Source organism: Bradyrhizobium sp. AZCC 2176, assembly GCF_036924645.1.
Classification (GTDB): domain Bacteria; phylum Pseudomonadota; class Alphaproteobacteria; order Rhizobiales; family Xanthobacteraceae; genus Bradyrhizobium.
The window spans coordinates 1,264,054-1,282,927 of sequence record NZ_JAZHRX010000001.1 but is presented as its reverse complement, the minus strand read 5'-3'; the positions used below and the strand labels follow the sequence as shown (position 1 = coordinate 1,282,927).

At 63.6% G+C, this 18,874-nt stretch carries 16 protein-coding genes and 1 pseudogene; 11 read left to right on the top strand and 6 right to left on the bottom strand.

From position 1 onward, the window contains the following. Positions 1-66 precede the first annotated feature (66 nt). On the top strand, positions 67-1,044 hold the full coding sequence (locus V1288_RS05675) for a DUF3592 domain-containing protein (protein WP_334356140.1): 978 nt from the start codon (positions 67-69) through the stop codon (positions 1,042-1,044). Here V1288_RS05675 and V1288_RS05670 read toward each other — a convergent pair. Continuing rightward, a complete protein-coding gene (locus V1288_RS05670) occupies positions 1,041-1,844 on the bottom strand; it encodes an N-formylglutamate amidohydrolase (RefSeq protein ID WP_334356139.1) in 804 nt (267 codons plus the stop codon). The two genes, V1288_RS05675 and V1288_RS05670, sit on opposite strands and share 4 nt — an antisense overlap. Before the next feature lie 94 nt (positions 1,845-1,938). Here V1288_RS05670 and V1288_RS05665 point away from each other — a divergent pair, with 94 nt between their 5' ends. Genes V1288_RS05665 through V1288_RS05655 form a run of 3 tightly spaced genes read left to right on the top strand, consistent with a single transcriptional unit; the run spans position 1,939 to position 4,095 of the window. Then, entirely contained in the window at positions 1,939-2,850 is a 912-nt protein-coding gene (locus V1288_RS05665; RefSeq protein ID WP_334356138.1) for a transglutaminase family protein, read from the top strand. A 2-nt stretch (positions 2,851-2,852) separates the two neighbouring features. Continuing rightward, positions 2,853-3,665 (top strand): transglutaminase-like domain-containing protein, encoded by an 813-nt coding sequence (locus V1288_RS05660; RefSeq protein ID WP_334356137.1) that lies wholly within the window; start codon positions 2,853-2,855, stop codon positions 3,663-3,665. Positions 3,666-3,696: 31 nt separating this feature from the next. After that, positions 3,697-4,095 carry a gamma-glutamylcyclotransferase family protein gene (locus V1288_RS05655; RefSeq protein WP_334356136.1) on the top strand — a complete coding sequence of 133 codons (399 nt, stop codon included), beginning with the start codon at positions 3,697-3,699 and terminating at the stop codon, positions 4,093-4,095. Between the two features lie 108 nt (positions 4,096-4,203). On the opposite strand, the gene V1288_RS05650 is transcribed toward V1288_RS05655, so the two are convergent. Then, positions 4,204-4,770: a chlorite dismutase family protein gene (locus V1288_RS05650; protein WP_334361198.1), complete on the bottom strand. Its 567-nt coding sequence runs from the start codon at positions 4,768-4,770 to the stop codon at positions 4,204-4,206. 278 nt (positions 4,771-5,048) lie between these two features. On the opposite strand from V1288_RS05650, the gene dnaG reads away from it, so the two are divergent. Further along, on the top strand, positions 5,049-7,061 hold the full coding sequence (gene dnaG, locus V1288_RS05645) for a DNA primase (RefSeq protein ID WP_334356135.1): 2,013 nt from the start codon (positions 5,049-5,051) through the stop codon (positions 7,059-7,061). Positions 7,062-7,456: 395 nt separating this feature from the next. Continuing rightward, positions 7,457-9,565, top strand: a complete 2,109-nt coding sequence (gene rpoD, locus V1288_RS05640; RefSeq protein WP_334356134.1) for an RNA polymerase sigma factor RpoD — start codon at positions 7,457-7,459, stop codon at positions 9,563-9,565. Between the two features lie 233 nt (positions 9,566-9,798). On the opposite strand, the gene V1288_RS05635 is transcribed toward rpoD, so the two are convergent. After that, positions 9,799-10,035 carry a hypothetical protein gene (locus V1288_RS05635; protein ID WP_334356133.1) on the bottom strand — a complete coding sequence of 79 codons (237 nt, stop codon included), beginning with the start codon at positions 10,033-10,035 and terminating at the stop codon, positions 9,799-9,801. Positions 10,036-10,159: 124 nt separating this feature from the next. Beyond that, positions 10,160-11,734 carry a hypothetical protein gene (locus V1288_RS05630; protein ID WP_334356132.1) on the bottom strand — a complete coding sequence of 525 codons (1,575 nt, stop codon included), beginning with the start codon at positions 11,732-11,734 and terminating at the stop codon, positions 10,160-10,162. 239 nt (positions 11,735-11,973) lie between these two features. On the opposite strand from V1288_RS05630, the gene V1288_RS05625 reads away from it, so the two are divergent. Beyond that, entirely contained in the window at positions 11,974-12,765 is a 792-nt protein-coding gene (locus V1288_RS05625) for a lytic murein transglycosylase (protein WP_334356131.1), read from the top strand. A gap of 194 nt (positions 12,766-12,959) precedes the next feature. Further along, positions 12,960-13,766, top strand: a complete 807-nt coding sequence (locus tag V1288_RS05620) for a lytic murein transglycosylase (protein WP_334356130.1) — start codon at positions 12,960-12,962, stop codon at positions 13,764-13,766. 356 nt (positions 13,767-14,122) lie between these two features. Here V1288_RS05620 and V1288_RS05615 read toward each other — a convergent pair whose 3' ends face one another. Continuing rightward, positions 14,123-15,151, bottom strand: a complete 1,029-nt coding sequence (locus tag V1288_RS05615) for an IS110 family transposase (RefSeq protein ID WP_334356129.1) — start codon at positions 15,149-15,151, stop codon at positions 14,123-14,125. 256 nt (positions 15,152-15,407) lie between these two features. Then, positions 15,408-15,569: pseudogene (locus V1288_RS05610) on the bottom strand (acetoin dehydrogenase); the annotation flags it as partial. Between the two features lie 122 nt (positions 15,570-15,691). On the opposite strand from V1288_RS05610, the gene V1288_RS05605 reads away from it, so the two are divergent. The 3 genes from V1288_RS05605 to ltrA all read left to right on the top strand — a co-directional run bounded on the left by V1288_RS05605 (position 15,692) and on the right by ltrA (position 18,668). Next, entirely contained in the window at positions 15,692-16,078 is a 387-nt protein-coding gene (locus V1288_RS05605) for a response regulator (RefSeq protein ID WP_334356128.1), read from the top strand. A gap of 81 nt (positions 16,079-16,159) precedes the next feature. Continuing rightward, positions 16,160-16,777: a LysE family translocator gene (locus tag V1288_RS05600; protein ID WP_334356127.1), complete on the top strand. Its 618-nt coding sequence runs from the start codon at positions 16,160-16,162 to the stop codon at positions 16,775-16,777. Positions 16,778-17,291: 514 nt separating this feature from the next. Continuing rightward, entirely contained in the window at positions 17,292-18,668 is a 1,377-nt protein-coding gene (gene ltrA / locus V1288_RS05595) for a group II intron reverse transcriptase/maturase (RefSeq protein ID WP_334355225.1), read from the top strand. Positions 18,669-18,874: the final 206 nt, after the last annotated feature.

The window sequence follows — 18,874 nt, the reverse complement described above, 5'->3', positions numbered from 1 at the left end:
CATGCATGCTTGAACCCGGGGCGGCTGCGGCGCGTCTAACCGCTAGCCGCCTCCGGGGAACAATCCGTGCTGCCTGACCTACCTTGGTCCGTCTATGCGATGCTGCTCGCCCCGCTCGGGCTGCTCTTCGTAGCCGCCGCCTACAAGTCGCTGCAGGTGCGCGCCGCGCGCGAGTGGCCTTCCGTCACGGGCAAGGTGGTGGTTTCGAAGACCGAGGTTCGCAAGGTCGAGGTGATCGACAGCGACCGGGAAGAGCGGCATCGCTTCGAGGAACGCAACTTCGCCGACATCGTCTACGAATATTCCGTCGCGGGCCGCAAGCTGCGCAATAACCGCGTCAGCATCGGCGAGGATCGCGGAAATTTCGAGGTCGCCGAGACCATCGCGAAATATCCGGTCGGTACCGTCGTCACCGTCTATTACAATCCGCTGCATCCGGACCAGGCGGTGCTGGAGCGCGACCTGCCCAAGGGCATGTGGGGCTGCCTGGGCATCGGCACGGCGATCGCGCTGGCGATCGTGTTCGGTTCGGCGATCGGCCTGCATCAGATCACCGAGTTCGTGTCGAAGCATCTCGCGAATCCCAAAGTGTCGCCGTTTGTCGTCGCCATGAGCGCGTTCGGATTTCTGGTTGCACTGTTCGGGCTGGCGCTGCACCGCCAGGCTTCGCTAGCAAGGAAATGGCCGGTCGTGCCCGGCGCCATCAAGTCGTCGGGCCTTGAACAATTCATGTCCGCGTCGTCGGAACCCGCCGAAAGCAGCCAGCTCACGTTCCAGTCCAAGGTTTCCTTCGCGTATCGCTTCAACGGCATCGATTATGTCAGCGAGCACGTCAGCCTCGGCGGCAAGGTCTCGTCGACATCGAGGGGCCTGATGGAGCGCTTCGCCCGAAAATATCCCAACGGCGCCAAAGTCAAAGTTTACGTCAATCCGCTGAATCCGTCGGAAGCCGTGTTGGAGCCTCGCGCTAGCCATATCTGGATACTCTGGGCATCCGTCACGTTTATTTGGGGTGTCGCGTATTATGTGGCTGTCCACGGCTAGGCGGACAGCAATTGCTGCGCGCGCAGCATGGGCTCGATTTCACCAAAGAATCGCGCCAGCCGCTCGGCCCACGCCTTCTCGCCCGCGGGATCCGAGATCAGGTCCTGACGGATCTCGATTCCCGTGTTCATCAACCCGCGCGCCTCGCCGTGCACGGGGATCGTGTAGTCGGTCTCGTCGCTGACCGCATAGGGCTCGTTGTCGCCGACCACGAGATCTCCCTCGGCGCGCAGCAGGTTCAAGAGCAGCGGCGGCAGATGCGTGTCGCGGTGATAGAGCGTGCCGATATGCCAGGGCCGCGTGATGCCGGCATAGACCGGCGTAAAACTGTGCAGCGACACCAGCACCGTCGGCATGCCGGCGCTGCCGCGTTGATCGATGATCTCGTCGATGCGCCGGTGGTACGGATCGAAGATCTGCGTGCGCCGCATCTGCGCCGCCTCGCGCGAAATGCCTTCATTGGCCGGGATCGTCGTGGCCTCGCTGATGCGCGGGATCGAGCTTGCGACATGGGGCGGGCGGTTGCAGTCGATGACGAGCCGCGAGTAGCGCTGCACGATCAGATGGGCGTCGAGATGCTGTGAGAGCGCCTCCGCGACGCCGGCAATGCCGATGTCCCAGGCGATGTGCCGCACCAGTTCGCTCTCGGGCAGGCCGAGATCGCCGAGCAGGCGCGGAATGAGCCTTCCGTAGTGATCGCAGGTCAGTAGGAACGGCGACCGTCCTTCGGCGTTGAATTCGCGGACCGGAGGAACGTCTTCAGCGCTGAGAAGCAAGGCTGTATCGGTGGCGTCGTCCAAAGCATTTTCCTTCAAGCGTTGCCTATTGAAGCGGCACCCCGATGAGCAGGATTCGGTCTAGATTAGGCGTACCAGAATCGATGATTGTCTGACGATGCCGCTCCTGACCATCAACCACAAGACTGTTTATCGCTACGCCCGCCCGGTCGCATTCGGTGAGCACCGCGTCATGCTGCGCCCGCTGCCGGGCCATGATTTGCGGATCCGCGCAAGCCACCTCGAAATCGAACCGAAGCCGATGCAGTTGCGCTGGATCCACGACGTGTTCGGCAACACCGTGGCGATCGCGACCTTCGACGAGCGCGCCGACACGTTGTCGTTCACGGCGACCGCCACCGTCGAGCACAATCCGGCGGACGAGTTTGCGCTGACGCCGGACGATCCAGCCTATTTTTATCCGTTCCTCTATGACGACGAGGAGTTTCCCGACCTGTTGCAATACGTGACGCCGCAATATGGCGATCCCAATGGTGAGTTGTCGGCGTGGGCGAGAAAATTTCTCGACGCCGAAGGGCCGACGCCGACCTTCAAGATCCTGAGTGGCATGACGCATGGCATCCGCGAGGCTTTTGCCTATCGCAAGCGGTACGAGCAGGGCACCCAGCATCCGCTTGACACGTTGCAGACCGGCTCCGGCACCTGCCGCGACTATGCGCTGTTCATGATCGAGGCGCTGCGCCGGCTCGGTATCGCTGCGCGTTTCGTCTCCGGCTATGTCTTCATTCCCCGCGATCGTGCGCATGGCTATGTCGGCGGCGGCTCGACGCACGCATGGGTGCAGGTCTATCTGCCGAGCGCGGGGTGGATCGAGTTCGATCCGACCAACGGCATCGTCGGCACCCGTGATCTCATTCGGGTGGCGGTGGCGCGCGATCCGCGTCAGGCGATCCCGCTGCACGGGACCTATCTGGGCTCTCCCGATGCTTTCGCCGGCATGGAGGTCCATATCGACATCGTCTCTGAGGGCGAAGACCAACACCAGGCGCCGCAGGCGGAGGAAGTCTGATCATGGAGATCAGGGTCGGCTTCGAGATTTCCTATGTGGCCGCCCAACCGACGCCGATGGTGATCATGCTCTCGATCCATCCGTCGCGTTTTGCCGATATCGTCGGCACCGAGCGGATCACGGCCGAGCCTGACGTGCCGATCGGCTTCTACCGCGATAGCTTTGGCAACGTCTGCGGCCGCCTGGTGGCGCCCGCCGGTGGCGTCACGCTGCGGGGCGACGCGCTGGTGCGCGATTTCGGTTTGCCGGATGCGGTCGTGCCGACCGCGCAGCAATTGCCGATCGATCAATTGCCCGACGACGTGCTGCAATATCTGATGCCGAGCCGCTATTGCGAGACCGACAAGCTGACCGACATCGCCTGGTCGCTGTTCGGCAACTCACCGCAGGGGTGGGCGCGGGTGCAGGCGATCGTCGATTTCGTGCACCACCATGTCAGCTTCGGCTACCAGCACGCCCACCACATGAAATCCGCGCACGACGTCTACGAGCAGGGCGCCGGTGTCTGCCGCGACTTTGCCCATCTGGCGCTGACGTTCTGCCGCTGCATGAATATCCCGGCCCGCTACTGCACCGGCTATCTCGGTGACATCGGCGTGCCCCGTGACCCCGCACCGATGGACTTTTCGGGTTGGTTCCAGGCCTATCTGTCCGGCCAGTGGTACACGTTTGACGCGCGCCACAATCACCCGCGGATCGGCCGCATCCTGATGGGCACCGGCCGCGACGCCGCTGACGTGGCGCTGACCACGAGCTTCGGCCGGATGGATCTGGTGAAGTTTTTCGTCATCAGCGAAGAGGTCGTGCCGGCTTGATCCCGGGCGCATTGACGGGATAACTGCGCGCATGATCTCAGATCGTCTCTTCGTCTACGGCACGCTGATGCGTGGCTTCGACCATCCGATGGCGCAGCTCTTGTCGCGCAGCGCGGATTTTCTCGGGACCGCCACCTGCCGCGGCCGGCTCTATCTCATCAAGCATTATCCGGGGCTCGTGCTCTCCGAAGACCCCGGTGACATCGTGTTCGGCGAATTGTATCGCCTGCGCGACCGCGATGCCTTGCTCGGCGAGTTCGACATGTATGAGGCCTGCGGCCCGGGCTTTCCGGAGCCGACCGAATATCTCCGCCGCATGCTGTCCGTGACGCAGGAGGACGGCGCGGCCGGTGAGGCGTGGACCTATATCTACAACTGGCCCGTCACCGGCCTGCCGCAGATCGCCTCGGGGAAGTTTCTGGCGCAGTAAATCTCTCTTCTCGTCATGCCCGGGCTTGTCCCGGCCATCCACGTCTTCCTATGTCGCAGCAACAAGGACGTGGATGCCCGGGACAAGCCCGGGCATGACGAGAGCTAACTACCCCGCATCCAGCCTTTCCCGCTCCATGCGGATATCCACCTCGCGCTCGACATAGCGCCATTCCTCGGTGGTGCGCAGCATGCGGACCAGTTCCTCGAATTCGTCCGCATGCGCAGGCGCGTATTCGAACCAGGTCAGGAAGTCGAAGGTCTCGCCGAGGTCGCGACTGTGATAGAGCTGCCGGGCGATCGCCGGCAGGTATTTCAGGCTGCCGGCGATGTGGTGCGATTTGTCCTCAAAGATCTGCCGCCGCTCCTCCTGCGTCAGCTCCCACCACGCTGCCGATTTCTTGATCGGGATCAGCGCCGCGTACGTCGCCTCGGGGCGGCCGATCTCGGCCTGCACGGCGACGAGTTGCTGCTTTTCGGCGCGCTCGGTATAGCGCAGATGGCTGGCGACGCCGGCCAGCCGCCAGGAGGTCGGCGAGGGCAGGATCGGCAGCGCGATCGTCAGCGAATGCACGACCGACAGCGACGGCGTCGGCGCCAGCGACGCGCCCTTCACCGGCGCGAACCGCGTCACCCGCCAAGCCCCGCTCTGGCCGCCCCGGAACACCGTGAACATGCTGATATGGAAGCGCGGAACGGGTGGCGATTCAAGCGGTCTTGTCATTCCCCGGTGCGCAATTGCGCACCTGAGGGCGCGCGGAGCGCGAGCCCGGAATCCATTGGGCCGCGTAGCTGACGGAGAAATGGATTCCGGGCTCGTCCTTCGGACGCTCCTGAAGACTGAGGAGGCTGTGAATAGCGGCGAGAATCCCGATATCCGTCGCCTTTTCCGGGCCAGTCCCTATATCCATGATCGGTTGGCACGGCCCTACGACTCTGGCAGCTACTTAACCCATGCGCTTCACGCCTCAATTCCTCGACGAACTGCGCGCCCGGCTTCCGGTCTCGGAAGTCGTGGGCCGCCGCGTCAAGTTGAAGAAGGCAGGACGGGAGTTCAAAGGGCTGTCGCCGTTCCAGCAGGAGAAGTCGCCGTCCTTCACGGTCAACGACCAGAAGGGGTTTTACCACGACTTCTCCTCCGGCAAGCATGGCGACATCATCTCGTTCCTGATGGAAACCGAGGGCGTCGGCTTCGCGGAAGCGGTCGAGCGCCTCGCCGCGATGGCCGGCATGGCGCTGCCGGCGGCAACCCCCGATGCTGCGCGCCACGAGCAACGCCGCAAGACGCTCCACGACGTGATGGAACTCGCGGCCAAATTCTTTGCCGACACGCTGGCCTCGCGCAACGGCGCCAAGGCGCGCGGCTATCTCGGCGACCGCGCGATCACGCCGGCGACGCAGCTCCAGTTTCGCCTCGGCTATGCGCCGCCGGATCGTTTTGCGCTGAAGGAGCACCTGGGCGCGCAGGGCATTTCGACCGAGGACATGGTGGAGGCGGGGCTACTCGTGGCCGGCGAGGACAAGCCCGTTCCGTTCGACCGCTTCAGGGATCGCGTGATGTTTCCGATCACCGATGCGAGGGGCCGCGTCATCGCCTTCGGCGGCCGCGCGCTGGAAAAGGACGTTCCGGCAAAGTACCTGAACTCGCCGGAAACCCCGCTGTTTCACAAGGGCGACAATCTCTACAACCTCGCCACCGCGCGGCAGGCGACGCATAACGGCAGCCCCCTGATCGTGGTCGAAGGCTATGTCGACGTCATCGCCATGGTCACCGCGGGCTTTGCTGGCGCGGTGGCTCCGCTTGGTACGGCTCTGACGGAAAACCAGCTCGCGCTGCTCTGGAAGATGGCGGACGAGCCGATCCTGTGCTTCGACGGCGACCGCGCCGGACAAAAAGCTGCCTACCGCGCGGCCGATCTGGCGCTGCCGAATCTGTTGCCCGGCAAAAGCCTGCGCTTTGCGCTGCTGCCCGAGGGGCAGGACCCTGACGATCTCGCCCGCTCCGGCGGACGCGGTGCGATCGAGGAAGTGATCTCGGCGGCGCGGCCGCTCGTCGACATGATCTGGTCGCGTGAGATCGAGGGCGGCAGCTTTGCCACCCCCGAACGGCGCGCGGCGCTGGAAGCACGCATCAACGAACTCTCCAGGGGCATCCGCGACGAGGTGGTGCGCCGCCATTATCGCGACCATCTCGCCGACCGCCTGCAGCGCGCCTTTGCCCCGCAAGGTGGGGGCGGCGGCTACGGCCGGGGTAATTTCCGGACCGGGCGGGGGAGCGAATCACCCCGCGCATTTGCCCCGCGCGGCGCGGGCCCGGCCGGCCGATTCGCCCCCCGCGGTGGCCGCGGACCGGGGGCGGGCGGCCTTTCGGCGATCTCGCCGGGCCCCTACCAGGCGGCGAGTCCCCAGCTTGCGACCAGCCCGATCATGCGCGGACAGCGCAGCGCCATGTCCCGCCGCGAGGCGCTGATCCTGCAATCCCTGATCAACCATCCCTGGTTATTGCACGACCATCTGGAGGAAGTGGCCGCCCTGGAACTGGCCCATCCCGAGGCCAACAAGCTCCGCGCCGGCATTATCGCGGCCTTCGCCAACGACCATCACCATTCCCCTGATGCCGAAGAGCAGGCCGAGAAAATGCAAGCCGATCTCGAGGCACGCGGATTAAGCGAGGTTCTTCAAAGGGTTGATCGCGCGATCACGACCGCGGCGGTGTGGGGCGCCAAGCCCGGCGCGGCGCGGGAGGACGTTTTGGCCACCTGGCAGCAACTCGTTGTCTTGCATCAGAAAACGCACGCCCTACTTAGGGAGAAGAAAGATGCCGAGCTGGCGTTGGGCGATGAGCCCAGTGAATCCAATCTGGCATGGCTGAAGGACGTCAGTGCCCGTCTGGACTCGTTCGACGGCACCGAGGCCCTGATCGAGGGTTTTGGCGAGCTTTCGGGCCGGTTCCGGAAGAGCGTGTGAGAAAAAAATGATGCGGACGGCGGCGGCCGTGCCCGCAAAAAGACTCGCCAAATCCATGGTTTGGCGGCAAAAACAGGGTTAAGCGAAGCTTAATAGTCCGAAGGTTACCTTAACGACACCCAAGGGCTATTGGCATAACACCGGCGATGGCGGGTTAAAGGGGTGGCGACAGTCAGCGCCGCCCTTTCCGCGTCGTGAGCATGCGAAGACTCAAGGGGCACGAGCGTGATCCGGAAAAGTGGCTATCCGGTTTTCCGAAAAGGATCGCGCGCAAAGAGCAAGGATCTGGCGGGTTGGCTTTTCGAACAAAAGACATCCTGCTGACGACTTCAGTAATTCAGGGGCGGATGGCGTTCGGCGCCATGTCGCACGAGCGCGTTTCGGGAGCTTGATGAATGGCCACCAAGGCAAAGACGCTGCAGGTTAAGGAAAAGGAAAAAGACGACAAGGCAGTGGACACGCCTGAGAAGGATTCTGCCGACGCGCCGTCGCCGTTGCTCGACCTCTCGGACGCCGCAGTCAAGAAGATGATCAAGCAGGCCAAGAAGCGCGGCTTCGTGACCTTCGATCAGCTCAACGAAGTGCTCCCTTCCGACACGACCTCGCCCGAACAGATCGAAGACATCATGTCGATGCTGTCAGACATGGGCATCAACGTCTCCGAGGCCGAAGAGGCCGACAGCGACGAGGAAAAGGAAGAGGCCGACGACGACACCGACAACGAGCTTGTCGAGGTCACGCAGAAGGCCGTCACCGAGGTCAAGAAATCCGAGCCCGGCGAGCGCACCGACGATCCCGTCCGCATGTATCTGCGCGAGATGGGCACGGTGGAATTGCTGTCGCGCGAAGGCGAAATCGCGATCGCCAAACGCATCGAGGCCGGCCGCGAGGCGATGATCGCAGGGCTGTGCGAAAGCCCTCTGACCTTCCAGGCCATCATCATCTGGCGCGATGAACTCAACGAAGGAAAGATCTTCCTTCGCGACATCATCGATCTCGAAGCCACCTACGCCGGCCCCGACGCCAAGAACAACATGAACCCGGCGATGATCGCAGCCCCCGCCGACGGCCAGGCCGCCAATGGCGAAGCGGCGCCCGCGCACGTCGCGCCGCCCGCGGCTCCGCCGTCGCCGACCCCGTTCCGCGCCGCGCCTGCGGGCGGTGCGGACACCGAGGAGAAGGATCCGGCGGAAGCTGCCGCCGAAGGCGACATGGATGACGACGAGTTCGAAAACCAGATGTCGCTTGCCGCCATCGAGGCCGAACTGAAGCCGAAGGTGGTCGAGACCTTCGACAAGATCGCCTCCGAATACAAGAAGCTGCGGCGTCTGCAGGAACAGGATATCGCCAACCAGCTTCAGAGCGAGTCGCTGTCGCCCTCGCAGGAGCGCAAGTACAAGAAGCTGAAGGACGAGATCATCGTCGAGGTGAAGTCGCTGCGCCTCAATCAGGCGCGCATCGATTCACTCGTCGAGCAGCTCTACGACATCAACAAGAAACTGGTCTCGTTCGAAGGCCGCCTGCTGCGGCTCGGCGACAGCCACGGCGTCGCGCGCGAGGACTTTTTGCGCAACTATCAAGGCTCGGAGCTCGATCCGCGCTGGCTCAACCGTGTCTCGAAACTTTCCGCCAAGGGCTGGAAGAATTTCGTCCATCACGAAAAGGACCGCATCAAGGATCTGCGCCACGAGATCCAGTCGCTGGCGGCGCTCACCGGTCTCGAGATCGGCGAATTCCGCAAGATCGTGCATGGCGTGCAGAAGGGCGAGCGCGAGGCGCGCCAGGCCAAGAAGGAAATGGTCGAGGCCAATCTGCGTCTCGTGATTTCGATCGCCAAGAAATACACCAACCGCGGCCTGCAGTTCCTCGACCTGATCCAGGAAGGCAACATCGGCCTGATGAAGGCGGTCGACAAGTTCGAGTACCGCCGCGGCTACAAGTTCTCGACCTACGCCACGTGGTGGATCCGGCAGGCGATCACGCGCTCGATCGCCGACCAGGCGCGCACCATCCGCATCCCCGTGCACATGATCGAAACCATCAACAAGATCGTGCGCACCAGCCGCCAGATGCTCAACGAGATCGGCCGCGAGCCCACGCCCGAAGAGCTCGCCGAAAAGCTCGGCATGCCGCTGGAGAAGGTCCGCAAGGTCCTCAAGATCGCGAAGGAGCCGCTGTCGCTGGAAACGCCCGTCGGTGATGAAGAAGATTCACACCTCGGCGATTTCATCGAGGACAAGAACGCGATCCTGCCGATCGACGCCGCGATCCAGTCCAACCTCCGCGAAACCACCACGCGGGTGCTGGCCTCGCTGACGCCGCGCGAAGAGCGCGTGCTCCGCATGCGTTTCGGCATCGGCATGAACACGGACCACACGCTGGAAGAAGTAGGGCAGCAGTTCTCGGTGACCCGCGAACGCATCCGTCAGATCGAGGCAAAGGCGCTGCGCAAGCTGAAGCATCCGTCGAGAAGCCGGAAGCTGCGGTCGTTCCTCGATAACTGAGATTGTAAGTCAGCATTGACTGTCATTGCCGGGCTTGACCCGGCAATCCATCGAAACAAAGCGGCGGGCGAAAGCCCGCCGTTTTGCTTTATCTGGAGCTTGGGATGTCGGGCTGATCTCCCTCGCCCCGCTCTTGCGGAGTCGAGACGAGCGAAGCTCGCTCTTAGAGGGTTGGGGTGAGGGGCTGTCTCTACAAGGTCGAAAGATGTGAGTGTGCGCAGAGTCCCAGCGACCTATTTCTTCTTCGCTCCAACCCGACTGATGCTCTTGATCGCCAGTGGTGCGCGGCCGGATTTTTCGGCGATCTCGCGGTCCTGCTCCATGATGTAGCCACGCGCCGGCTCGTCGCCGTCGAGGCCGCCGAGCAACTCGGAAGGCACGCGCCGGTTGGAGCGTTGGGTGTCGTCTTCATAGACGACGTTGAAAAAGGCGAACTCGCCTTTGGGATTGGTCCCGGGTTTCTTGGCCATGGGCGGCTTTTCTTCGATCAGGGCGACGTTGTCAAAGAAAAACAGGAGGTCTTTGGCTGGTAAGCCGGGTCAATGCGCGCGGGACAAACGCGCGGACGAGCGTGCGGCCGGCGTCGGGGAAAATTCAATCGCATTCCGGATTTTTGGCATCCGCGACGTCAAGGAAAGTGATCGTGGCCGGTCCGATCTCAACTGAACCCAGCGGCGACGTCACCGCGGCAAGCCGCGGAAGTTCGTCATTCGAACCGAGCTCCAAAGCCGTACCATTCAGCTTCACCTCGGCGCTTTGCAGATCATCCGCCGACAGCGTGTAACGCTCGCTGGCCACAGGCAATCGCAAGGTTACAGCGTTCGTCCGGTCCGTATTGATGGCCAGCAGTGTGACGGTCCCGCGCACGCCTCGCCGGCAATGCGCGTAGAGGTGCATCCCCTCGTGCACGCCGGCGTCGAGAACAATTGTGCCCATCAGCTTGCGCCAGAGCAGCGCTGCCCAATAGCTTGGCCGCGGCCGCAACGTCTTCTCGTCGAGCAGGCCGTAATCGCTTGCCGCCAGCGTGTTGTGCGCGACCATGTGGACGCCGGCTCTGGCAAGCCGGCCAAGCTGATCGAGATATCGGAACGTATCGAGGAACGTGGAAGCCCAGGGATTGCCGCCGCAGGCAGCCTCCGCGGTTTCGGTGAGCCACATCGGTTTTCCCGGTGCAAACTCGTCCCGGAGCGATCGGTAGAACGCGAGCGTTTTGTCCGTGCTCGCCAGCCACGCTTCCGAAAGCGCGGCATCGGGTGTGGTGTGGCCCGGAATTCCCGAGCATCGCTGCGAGAGCGCGCCGTAGTGATGATAGGAAAACGCGTCGATGCCGGGCCCGGATGCGACGAGCAAGTCCCGCGCACTGATGAAATCGGAGGTGGACGGCATAGCTGTCGTCTCGCCGATCGAACCGGGACCCAGGACGATCACATCCGGTTCGCTCGCCCTGATGAACGCAACAAAGGCTTTAAAATCCCGCCCATAGGCTGCCGCGTCGTAGCCTTTGGGTGCACCGCCCATGGCGGCCAGCGTCGGCTCATTCATGAACTCGGCGGCGGCAATTCTGCCGCCGACAGTTTTGGTATAGGCGAACAAGCGGCGCGCCTGATCGCTCTGCCATCGGCCTGCTGCGTCCCGGGCACCCGGGCTTATTGCCATCGAGGTCACGATCTCGGCGCTGGCGGCGCGGGCAAAGTCGATGACATCTTTCCAGCGCTCGCGGCTAAGCACCGCGCGGAAGCCGCTAGGCGGCGCGGAGGGCGTCGCATCGCTTTCAGCAAAGTAGGTGCTATTGGCCCAAGTGCCGCTGACGCGCAGGTAGGTAGGCGCCAGCGCGGCGGCCAATGTGCGCAGCCGGCGGTTCGACAGATCGATAGGCTCCCGATACGCGAACAGGTCGGGCTTGCCGCCCACCGGGATGTTCCCGGAGTTAGCCGCGTCGCTGGTGGACGGCATGGAGGTGCTCGTCCCGTATGGCTTCCAGAACCGTCCGCCGGTGACCTCGACCATTTCCACATTGTACGATTGAAAGCGCGCATCGATGGTACCGATACGCGGCAATCGTGAAGGGTCTACGGAAAGCGCTGGTACCTGGGCCGTGGCCTTCGGGATTCCCGTCAGCGCAGCGATCGCAATTCCGATTCCTATTTTGAAACCACTGGACCTGGTCATCGCCATTGTCCCTGGACGAGCCAAAGCGGAGGTTGGCCCACGCATTGAAGCTACGGCGCCGCCAATTCGACGCGGCGGTTCAACGCGTGGCTGGCAGATCACCCCGTTCAAATGAGCCGCAATCATGGCCGTTTTCGGGGAGATTTTGTCCGTGCGTTTGCCGCAACCCTCGAAGCGCGGCAAAGGACGTGCTAGAAGCCGGTGCTTATTTGCCGTGCTCTCTCAGGAATGGCTTTTCCATGCTCCGCGTCGTATTTGCTTTCAGCGTCACCCTGACAACGTTCGCATGCTTCAACTCTCAGGCTAACGCCGCGCAATGCGGCCGTTCGTCCGCCGGCTACGCGACCTGGAAGCAGGAGTTTGCCCGCGAAGCGCAGGCCAAGGGCATCGGCGCCTCCACCATCCAGGCGCTGATGGCGACGAACTACGCGCAGGCGACCATCAATGCCGATCGCGGCCAGCGCAGCTTCAATCTCTCGCTCGACCAGTTTCTCGCCAAGCGGGGGGCGACGACCATCGTCGCGAAAGGGCGGCAATTGAAGCAATCGCAAGCCGCGCTGTTCGCCTCCATTCAGAGCCGCTACGGCGTGCCGCCGGGGCCGCTGCTGGCGATCTGGGGGATGGAGACCGGGTTCGGCAGCCAGCGCGGCAATCAGAACATGCTCGCCTCGATCGCGACGCTGGCCTATGACTGCCGGCGCTCGGAATATTTCACCGAGCATCTTTACGCGGCGCTGCAGTTGATCGATCGCGGCGCGCTGTCGCCTGCCCAGCGGGGCTCGATGCATGGCGAAGTCGGCCAGACGCAGTTCATGCCCAAAGCCATTTTGGCCTATGGCACCGGCAATCTCGAAAACGCCGCCAACGCGCTGGCCTCGACTGCGAACTTTTTGAAGGCGCACGGCTGGCGCGCGGGTGCGGGCTATCAGCCGGGCGAGCCGAACTTTGCAGCGATCCAGGCCTGGAATGCCGCGGGCGTCTATCAGAAGGCGATCGCGCTGATGGGCCGCCAGATCGACGGTGGCGAGTAGGGGGCTTTTGCGTCGCTGCTTGGCGACGTTGCCTCGCCTCTCTCCACCGTCATGCCCGGGCTTGTCCCGGGCATCCACGTCTTCCTTCTGCAAAAAGGACGTGGATGGCCGGGACAAGCCCGGCCATGACGAGAGAGAGTGCCCAGCGGCGCTTCCCATGGCATGATCGGCACGAGACTTAACAAGGGATTCGCATGCGCATAGTTCGTTGGGCCATTTTCCTCGGTGCCGTTCTGCTCTCCACCCCGACTTACGCCGCCCGCTGCGGCGGCGATTTCAACACCTTCGTGGCGGCGATGTCGCAGGAGGCGGCGGCAGCCGGCGTCTCGCAAGCGGTGATCTCGCAGGCATTCGCCGGCATCACGCAGGATCCAGCGGTGCTGGCCTTCGACCGGCGCCAGCGCGGCACCTTCAACAAGACGTTCGAGCAATATGTCTCGACCCGCGTCGGCCCCGGGCGGATCAATATCGGCCGACAGATGCTGCTGCGGCACGGCTCATTGCTCGCGCGCATCGAGCAGCGTTTTGGGGTGCCGCCGGAAATCATCGTCGCGATCTGGGGATTGGAGTCCGATTACGGCAAGGGCGACATCGGCAAGATGCCGGTGATCCGCACGCTCGCCACCATGGCGCATGATTGCCGCCGCACCGAGCTGTTCCAGGGCGAGCTCCTGGCTGCGCTGAAGATCGTGCAGCGCGGCGATCTGCCCCTGCGCGATTTGATCGGCGCCTTCGCCGGGGAAATCGGCCAGACGCAATTTTTGCCGTCGTCCTACATCAAGTACGGCGTCGATTTCGACGGCAACGGCCACGTCGACTTGCGCCACAGCGTTCCCGACGTGCTCGCCTCCACCGCGAACCTGCTGCACACGAGCGGCTTCAAGGCCGGCGCGCCCTACGGCGAGGGGAGTGCGAATTTCGAAGCGATGCGCGAGTGGAACAGGGCGACGATCTACCGCAAGACCATCGGCTATTTTGCCGACAGGCTGGTGGGGCGGTGAGGGCTTCGCAGCTTCGTAGATGGGTGGGCAAAGGCGCGCTGGCGCCGTGCCCACCATTTCACGTTCGCGTGTGATGGTGGGCACGCTTCGCTTTGCCCACCCTTCTGTAACGGGCCTCGATTAGTCAATCCCTTTTGCGTTGTCCGCTCGCCGGGGTCTCGCTTCTGTACGGGGTCGGCGCAGGGCCGCCACCTGATGGGGTTGGAAGAGGATAGGTCGACCAATCTACGTTGAGCGTGCTCACGAGGGCAACCTGGTGGGCAACGGCCTGACCTGATCCATCGTCCCGGCGAAGGGACTTCGCTTCGAGAAGGCCTGGTGTCGTGACCCGCCCGAAAACGGTTGCGTCTCTCCTGTCAGGCTGCCGTCGCAGCGGCGTTAAAGGGGGTTCCGTCGGCGAGCATGCGATGCATGATCACCGCGAGCCGGCGCGCCAGCGCCACCTTGGCTTTGCTGATGCCGGCGCGCTTTTTGATCCGCATGGCCCAGCTCTTCAATTGCGAACAGCCTTTGACCGGCTTGGTCAGCATGACGTTGGCGGCCTCGTAAAGCGCCGTGCGCACCGAGGCGTCACCGATCTTGCTGATCCGGCCGGTGTAGTCGGTCTCGCCGGATTGGTGCTTCTTCGGGGTCAACCCGAAATGGGCTCCTGCCTGCTTCGACGATTTGAACCGGGTTGGATCGTCGATGGCGCTGGCATAGGTCAGCGCCACGATCGGGCCGACCGCCGGGACCGACGTCAGCAGCCGCGCCTGCATGTCAGACCGCACCATCCTGCAGGTCTGCTTCTCGAAAGCTGCGAACTCGGTCCGCAGCACCGCCCGCACCGCCAGCAGCGCCTTGGCGATCATCTGCAGGTGCGGGTGGCCGTCCACGAGTTCCTCGATCCGTCCCGCGAACTTCTGCCCGGTCGTCTTGCCAACCTTCAGGCCAAAACCGCGCAGGATCCCGCGCAGGCTGTTCTCCACGTCGAGAAGCTTCGATTGCACCAGCTTGCGCGCCGTCAGCAGCGATCGGGTCTCTTGCGCACTGATCGATTTGCAGTGGACCGGTCGGAACCAGCCCAGCCGCATCAGTTGCGCAATCCCTCGCGCGTCGTTGCGATCCGACTTGACCGGCATCGCCTCAAACGCCTTCCGCACGTGCCGCGTCTCCAGCAGCTCAACGGCGAGGCCGGCGGCCTTCATCCCCGCAAACAGCCATTGCGACAGCGGCCCGGCCTCCAGCCCGATCCGCTCAAACTCAAAGCCAGACGACCGGAACCAGGCGATCAGCGCCTCCGGCTCGCTGGCCACCCTGGCCTCGCGCAAAATCTTGCCGCTTGCGTCAACAACACACACGCTCGAGCATTCCAATGACACGTCGATTCCGGCATAGTAGTTCATGGTCGTCTCTCCTCGATGTTTGGAGCGAGGCTCATCCCTCGACTCCGTCACACCATCAATGTGAGGGACGACCGCCCGCCCTCCAAGCAAGCCGCGCGCAGCGCGCCATCAAATAGCGCCGTAGCAAGCGCGGCTTGCTTGGAGGGCAGACCCGGGCCCGTTACCCCATCTACGGGCTGAAAATCTTCCGTGGTCCCTGCGCCCGTGCGCAATGGCGCACCAGGCAGGGACGACATTTGAGCGCGCCACCTCAAGCTCACTTCCCCTTCTCCTCCGCCACCCTCCCGATCCGCTTCGCCAGCACCGCCCAATACGTCGCCGGGCGAAACCGCTGCAGCAGATCCATGAACCGCGCATCGTTGCCGATCAGGATGCGCGGCTGGTTTTTCTCGATGCCGGTGATGATGCGCTGCGCCGCAAGCGGCGATGGCGGGTTCCGCAACTTTCGCAAATTGGAACTGAACAATAAAGCGCTTCGGGCCTTAACGTCGACTAGCCGACACAACGGCGCCCGGCACGATCCTTTCCGAGGAGGCCAACATGGGACAATCAAAACCACTTCGCGCGACGGCCCTCATCGTCGAAGACGATCCGATGCAACGGGACATGATTTGCCTGCTGCTGGAAGAGAGCGAGGTCGATGTCATCGAATGCGAAAGTGCGGAGGCCGCCGAGCTGGTGCTGGAGCGCGCGGCCGGTAGTCTGGTCTTGATGATGACCGACGTGCAACTCGCCGGCAACATGGACGGCGTCGAGCTCGCGCATATCGCCAGGAAGTACAATCCCGACATGGGAGTGATCGTCACCTCGGGCAAGCCGCTGCATCAGGAATTGCCCGAGGGTGTCCAGTTCTGGTCCAAGCCATGGGCGCCGCTCGACGTGATCCGCGAGGCGGAACGCATGGTGTATGAACGGAGCCGCCACTAGGCCGAGGCGCGCCCGCGTCCGTATGCGGGCCGTGGCTTACCCGTGCTTCCGCGCCGGATGCCGCCGTGGTAATGGCAGGGCATGACGCTGTCATTTCTGTTGACCTCGCTGATCGTGGTCGCCTCACCCGGCACCGGCGTGCTCTATACGCTCGCGGTGGCGCTGACATCAGGCGCGCGGCGGAGCCTCGCGGCGGCGTTCGGCTGCACGCTCGGCATCGTGCCGCACATGCTGGCCGCCATGCTCGGGCTGGCCGCGGTGCTGCATACGAGTGCCCTGGCGTTTGCCGCGCTGAAATGGTGCGGCGTGGCCTATCTGCTCTACATGGCCTGGCAGGCGTTGCGCGAAACCGGCGCGCTGTCGATCGATACGCGCCCGGCCGCCGCTACCCGCTCCAGCCGGCGCGTCATCGTCACCGCCATCCTGGTCAACATCCTCAATCCAAAACTGTCGATCTTCTTCCTGGCCTTCCTGCCGCAGTTCGTCGCCGTCGACGAGCCGCACCCGCTGGCGCGGATGCTGGAATTGAGCGCAGCCTTCATGGCGATGACGTTTGCGGTGTTTGCGGTCTATGGCCTGTTCGCAGCCTCGCTGCGCGACCGCGTTATCACCCGCCCGAAGGCGATGGCCTGGCTGCGCCGCAGTTTTGCGGCGGGATTTGCCGCGCTCGGCGCCAAGCTGGCGCTGGCGGAGCGCTAGGCGGTTCAGCCGTAGCCGGGACAATCGTTACGCTGCGACAACCCCGGATTTCGCTGAGCCTGTCATCGGGCGCGCATTTGCGCGACCCGTTGGCTGTGTGCCGAGTATGAACGACAGCTTGGAGGTGGAAGTCCTCTGTCTAGCCTGATGACGGCGAAGGACTAGCGAAGCGCAAGGGCGTCACCGCGAGGTGGGGTCTGAAGAAAGCGTGGAGCAAAGCCGCGGCCCGATGGACAAACACCGGATAACGAGGCCTGCCCGGCCGGACGAGCGAGCAGCCAATCGCGAAGTCCATGGTCATCAAAGGTCGGGGTGGTAGATCCGGCGGGCGTGCGGTGAAGGCGGTCGGTCTTACCTCGGGAGGTCTGCGCTGCGTCCCAGCTTTGGGACTGAGGCCGCCGCAAGGCGGCCTGACCGCAGCGCAGAAGTCAGCAGAGGGCGTAGTAGGCGGCAGCGCGCCGCCGAAGGCCTGAACGGTGGAAGCGGTTAGTAGAGCGGCGATCTCGTGCGAGCCATGCGGCAGAAGAACCAGGTCGAGCTGAACTTGGGCACCGGAGCGGAGGGTGAAGCCCGAAGCGCCGCCGCCCGAGAGCCCGAAGCGCGCCCGGCGAGAGCCTGTCCCGAACGCCCGGCGGTTGCGGGACCGTCGATGGAAGACGTGGTTGAGCGTGAGAACCTGAAGAAAGCGTTGGCGCGAGTGAAGCGCAACAAAGGTACGGCAGGCATTGACGGTATGAATGTCGATGACTTGTCGGCCTACCTGAAGGAGCACTGGCCTACGGTTCGGGTCCAGTTGCTTGAAGGCATCTACAAGCCGCAGCCGGTGTGGCGCGTCGAGATACCGAAGCCGTCGGGTGGCATGCGGCTGCTCGGCATTCCGACGGTGCTCGACCGCTTTATCCAGCAGGCGGTGATGCAGGTGCTGCAAGCCGACTGGGACGGAACGTTCTCCGAGACGAGCTTCGGCTTCCGGCCGAAGCGCTCGGCGCATCAGGCGGTAGAGCGGGCGCAGACGTATATTGCGTCCGGACACGCCATCGTCGTGGACATCGACCTGGAGAAGTTCTTCGACCGGGTCAACCACGATATCCTGATGGGGCTTGTTGCCAAGCGGGTTGCCGACAAACGCATCCTGAAGCTGATCCGCGGCTTTCTGACCGCGGGTGCGATGGAAGGAGGCCTTGTCAGCCCGACGGAGGAAGGCACGCCGCAGGGTGGGCCGCTCTCGCCGCTGTTGTCGAACCTGATGCTGGATGTGCTGGACAAGGAACTGGAGAAACGCGGCCATCGCTTCGTGCGCTACGCCGACGATTGCAACATCTATGTGCGCAGTCAGAAGGCGGGCGAGCGGGTGCTGGCCGGGATCGAGCGGTTCATCGAGAAGCGCCTCAAGCTCAAGGTCAACAAAGCCAAGAGTGCGGTTGCCAAACCGAGCGTTCGCAAGTTCCTGGGCTTCAGCTACACGAGTGGACGAAAGCCGCGACGGCGCGTTGCGCCGCAGGCCATCGCCCGCTTCAAGGCGAGAATTCGGGAGCTGACGCGGCGCACGCGTGGACGAAGCCTTGCGCAGATCGTCAAGGAGCTGTCGGTCTACCTCATCGGGTGGCGGGGTTACTTCGGCTTCTGCCAAACCCCGTCGGTGTTGCGCGCGCTTGAGGAATGGATCAGGCGGCGGTTGCGCGCCATCGCCTGGAAGCAATGGAAGTGTGGACCTGCTCGCTTTGCCGAGCTGCGACGCTGCGGCGTCGGCCGGGACCTGGCGGCGCGAACCGCCGGAAGCCCGCGTGGCCCTTGGCGGCTCGCAAGCAGCCCCGCGCTCACCACTGCAATGCCAATTGCTTTCTTCGGTTCACTCGGCCTGACTTCCATCACAGAACTACGACATGCATAATCCACCGAACCGCCGTATACGGACCCGTACGTACGGTGGTGTGGGAGGGGAGGAGCCGAGAGGCTCCCCCCTATCCCGATCCATCCGGGCCCCGTTACCCCATCTACGCGTTCGTGCGTACCAAAACTAAAAAGGCGGACCCGCGGCCCGCCATTCTCCAAATTGCACCCGGAGTTGGGAGCCCGGGCAGAGCTGAGCACTCCACC

Excerpts from the sequence above, each read along its gene's own strand:
- V1288_RS05665 (WP_334356138.1), top strand. The coding sequence starts at position 1,939 with ATGCCGCTCCTGACCATCAACCACAAGACTGTTTATCGCTACGCCCGC.
- V1288_RS05660 (WP_334356137.1), top strand. The coding sequence starts at position 2,853 with ATGGAGATCAGGGTCGGCTTCGAGATTTCCTATGTGGCCGCCCAACCG.
- V1288_RS05655 (WP_334356136.1), top strand. The coding sequence starts at position 3,697 with ATGATCTCAGATCGTCTCTTCGTCTACGGCACGCTGATGCGTGGCTTC.
- V1288_RS05650 (WP_334361198.1), bottom strand. The coding sequence starts at position 4,770 with ATGTTCACGGTGTTCCGGGGCGGCCAGAGCGGGGCTTGGCGGGTGACG.
- dnaG (WP_334356135.1), top strand. The coding sequence starts at position 5,049 with ATGCGCTTCACGCCTCAATTCCTCGACGAACTGCGCGCCCGGCTTCCG.
- rpoD (WP_334356134.1), top strand. The coding sequence starts at position 7,457 with ATGGCCACCAAGGCAAAGACGCTGCAGGTTAAGGAAAAGGAAAAAGAC.
- V1288_RS05635 (WP_334356133.1), bottom strand. The coding sequence starts at position 10,035 with ATGGCCAAGAAACCCGGGACCAATCCCAAAGGCGAGTTCGCCTTTTTC.
- V1288_RS05630 (WP_334356132.1), bottom strand. The coding sequence starts at position 11,734 with ATGACCAGGTCCAGTGGTTTCAAAATAGGAATCGGAATTGCGATCGCT.
- V1288_RS05625 (WP_334356131.1), top strand. The coding sequence starts at position 11,974 with ATGCTCCGCGTCGTATTTGCTTTCAGCGTCACCCTGACAACGTTCGCA.
- V1288_RS05620 (WP_334356130.1), top strand. The coding sequence starts at position 12,960 with ATGCGCATAGTTCGTTGGGCCATTTTCCTCGGTGCCGTTCTGCTCTCC.
- V1288_RS05615 (WP_334356129.1), bottom strand. The coding sequence starts at position 15,151 with ATGAACTACTATGCCGGAATCGACGTGTCATTGGAATGCTCGAGCGTG.
- V1288_RS05605 (WP_334356128.1), top strand. The coding sequence starts at position 15,692 with ATGGGACAATCAAAACCACTTCGCGCGACGGCCCTCATCGTCGAAGAC.
- V1288_RS05600 (WP_334356127.1), top strand. The coding sequence starts at position 16,160 with ATGACGCTGTCATTTCTGTTGACCTCGCTGATCGTGGTCGCCTCACCC.
- ltrA (WP_334355225.1), top strand. The coding sequence starts at position 17,292 with ATGCGGCAGAAGAACCAGGTCGAGCTGAACTTGGGCACCGGAGCGGAG.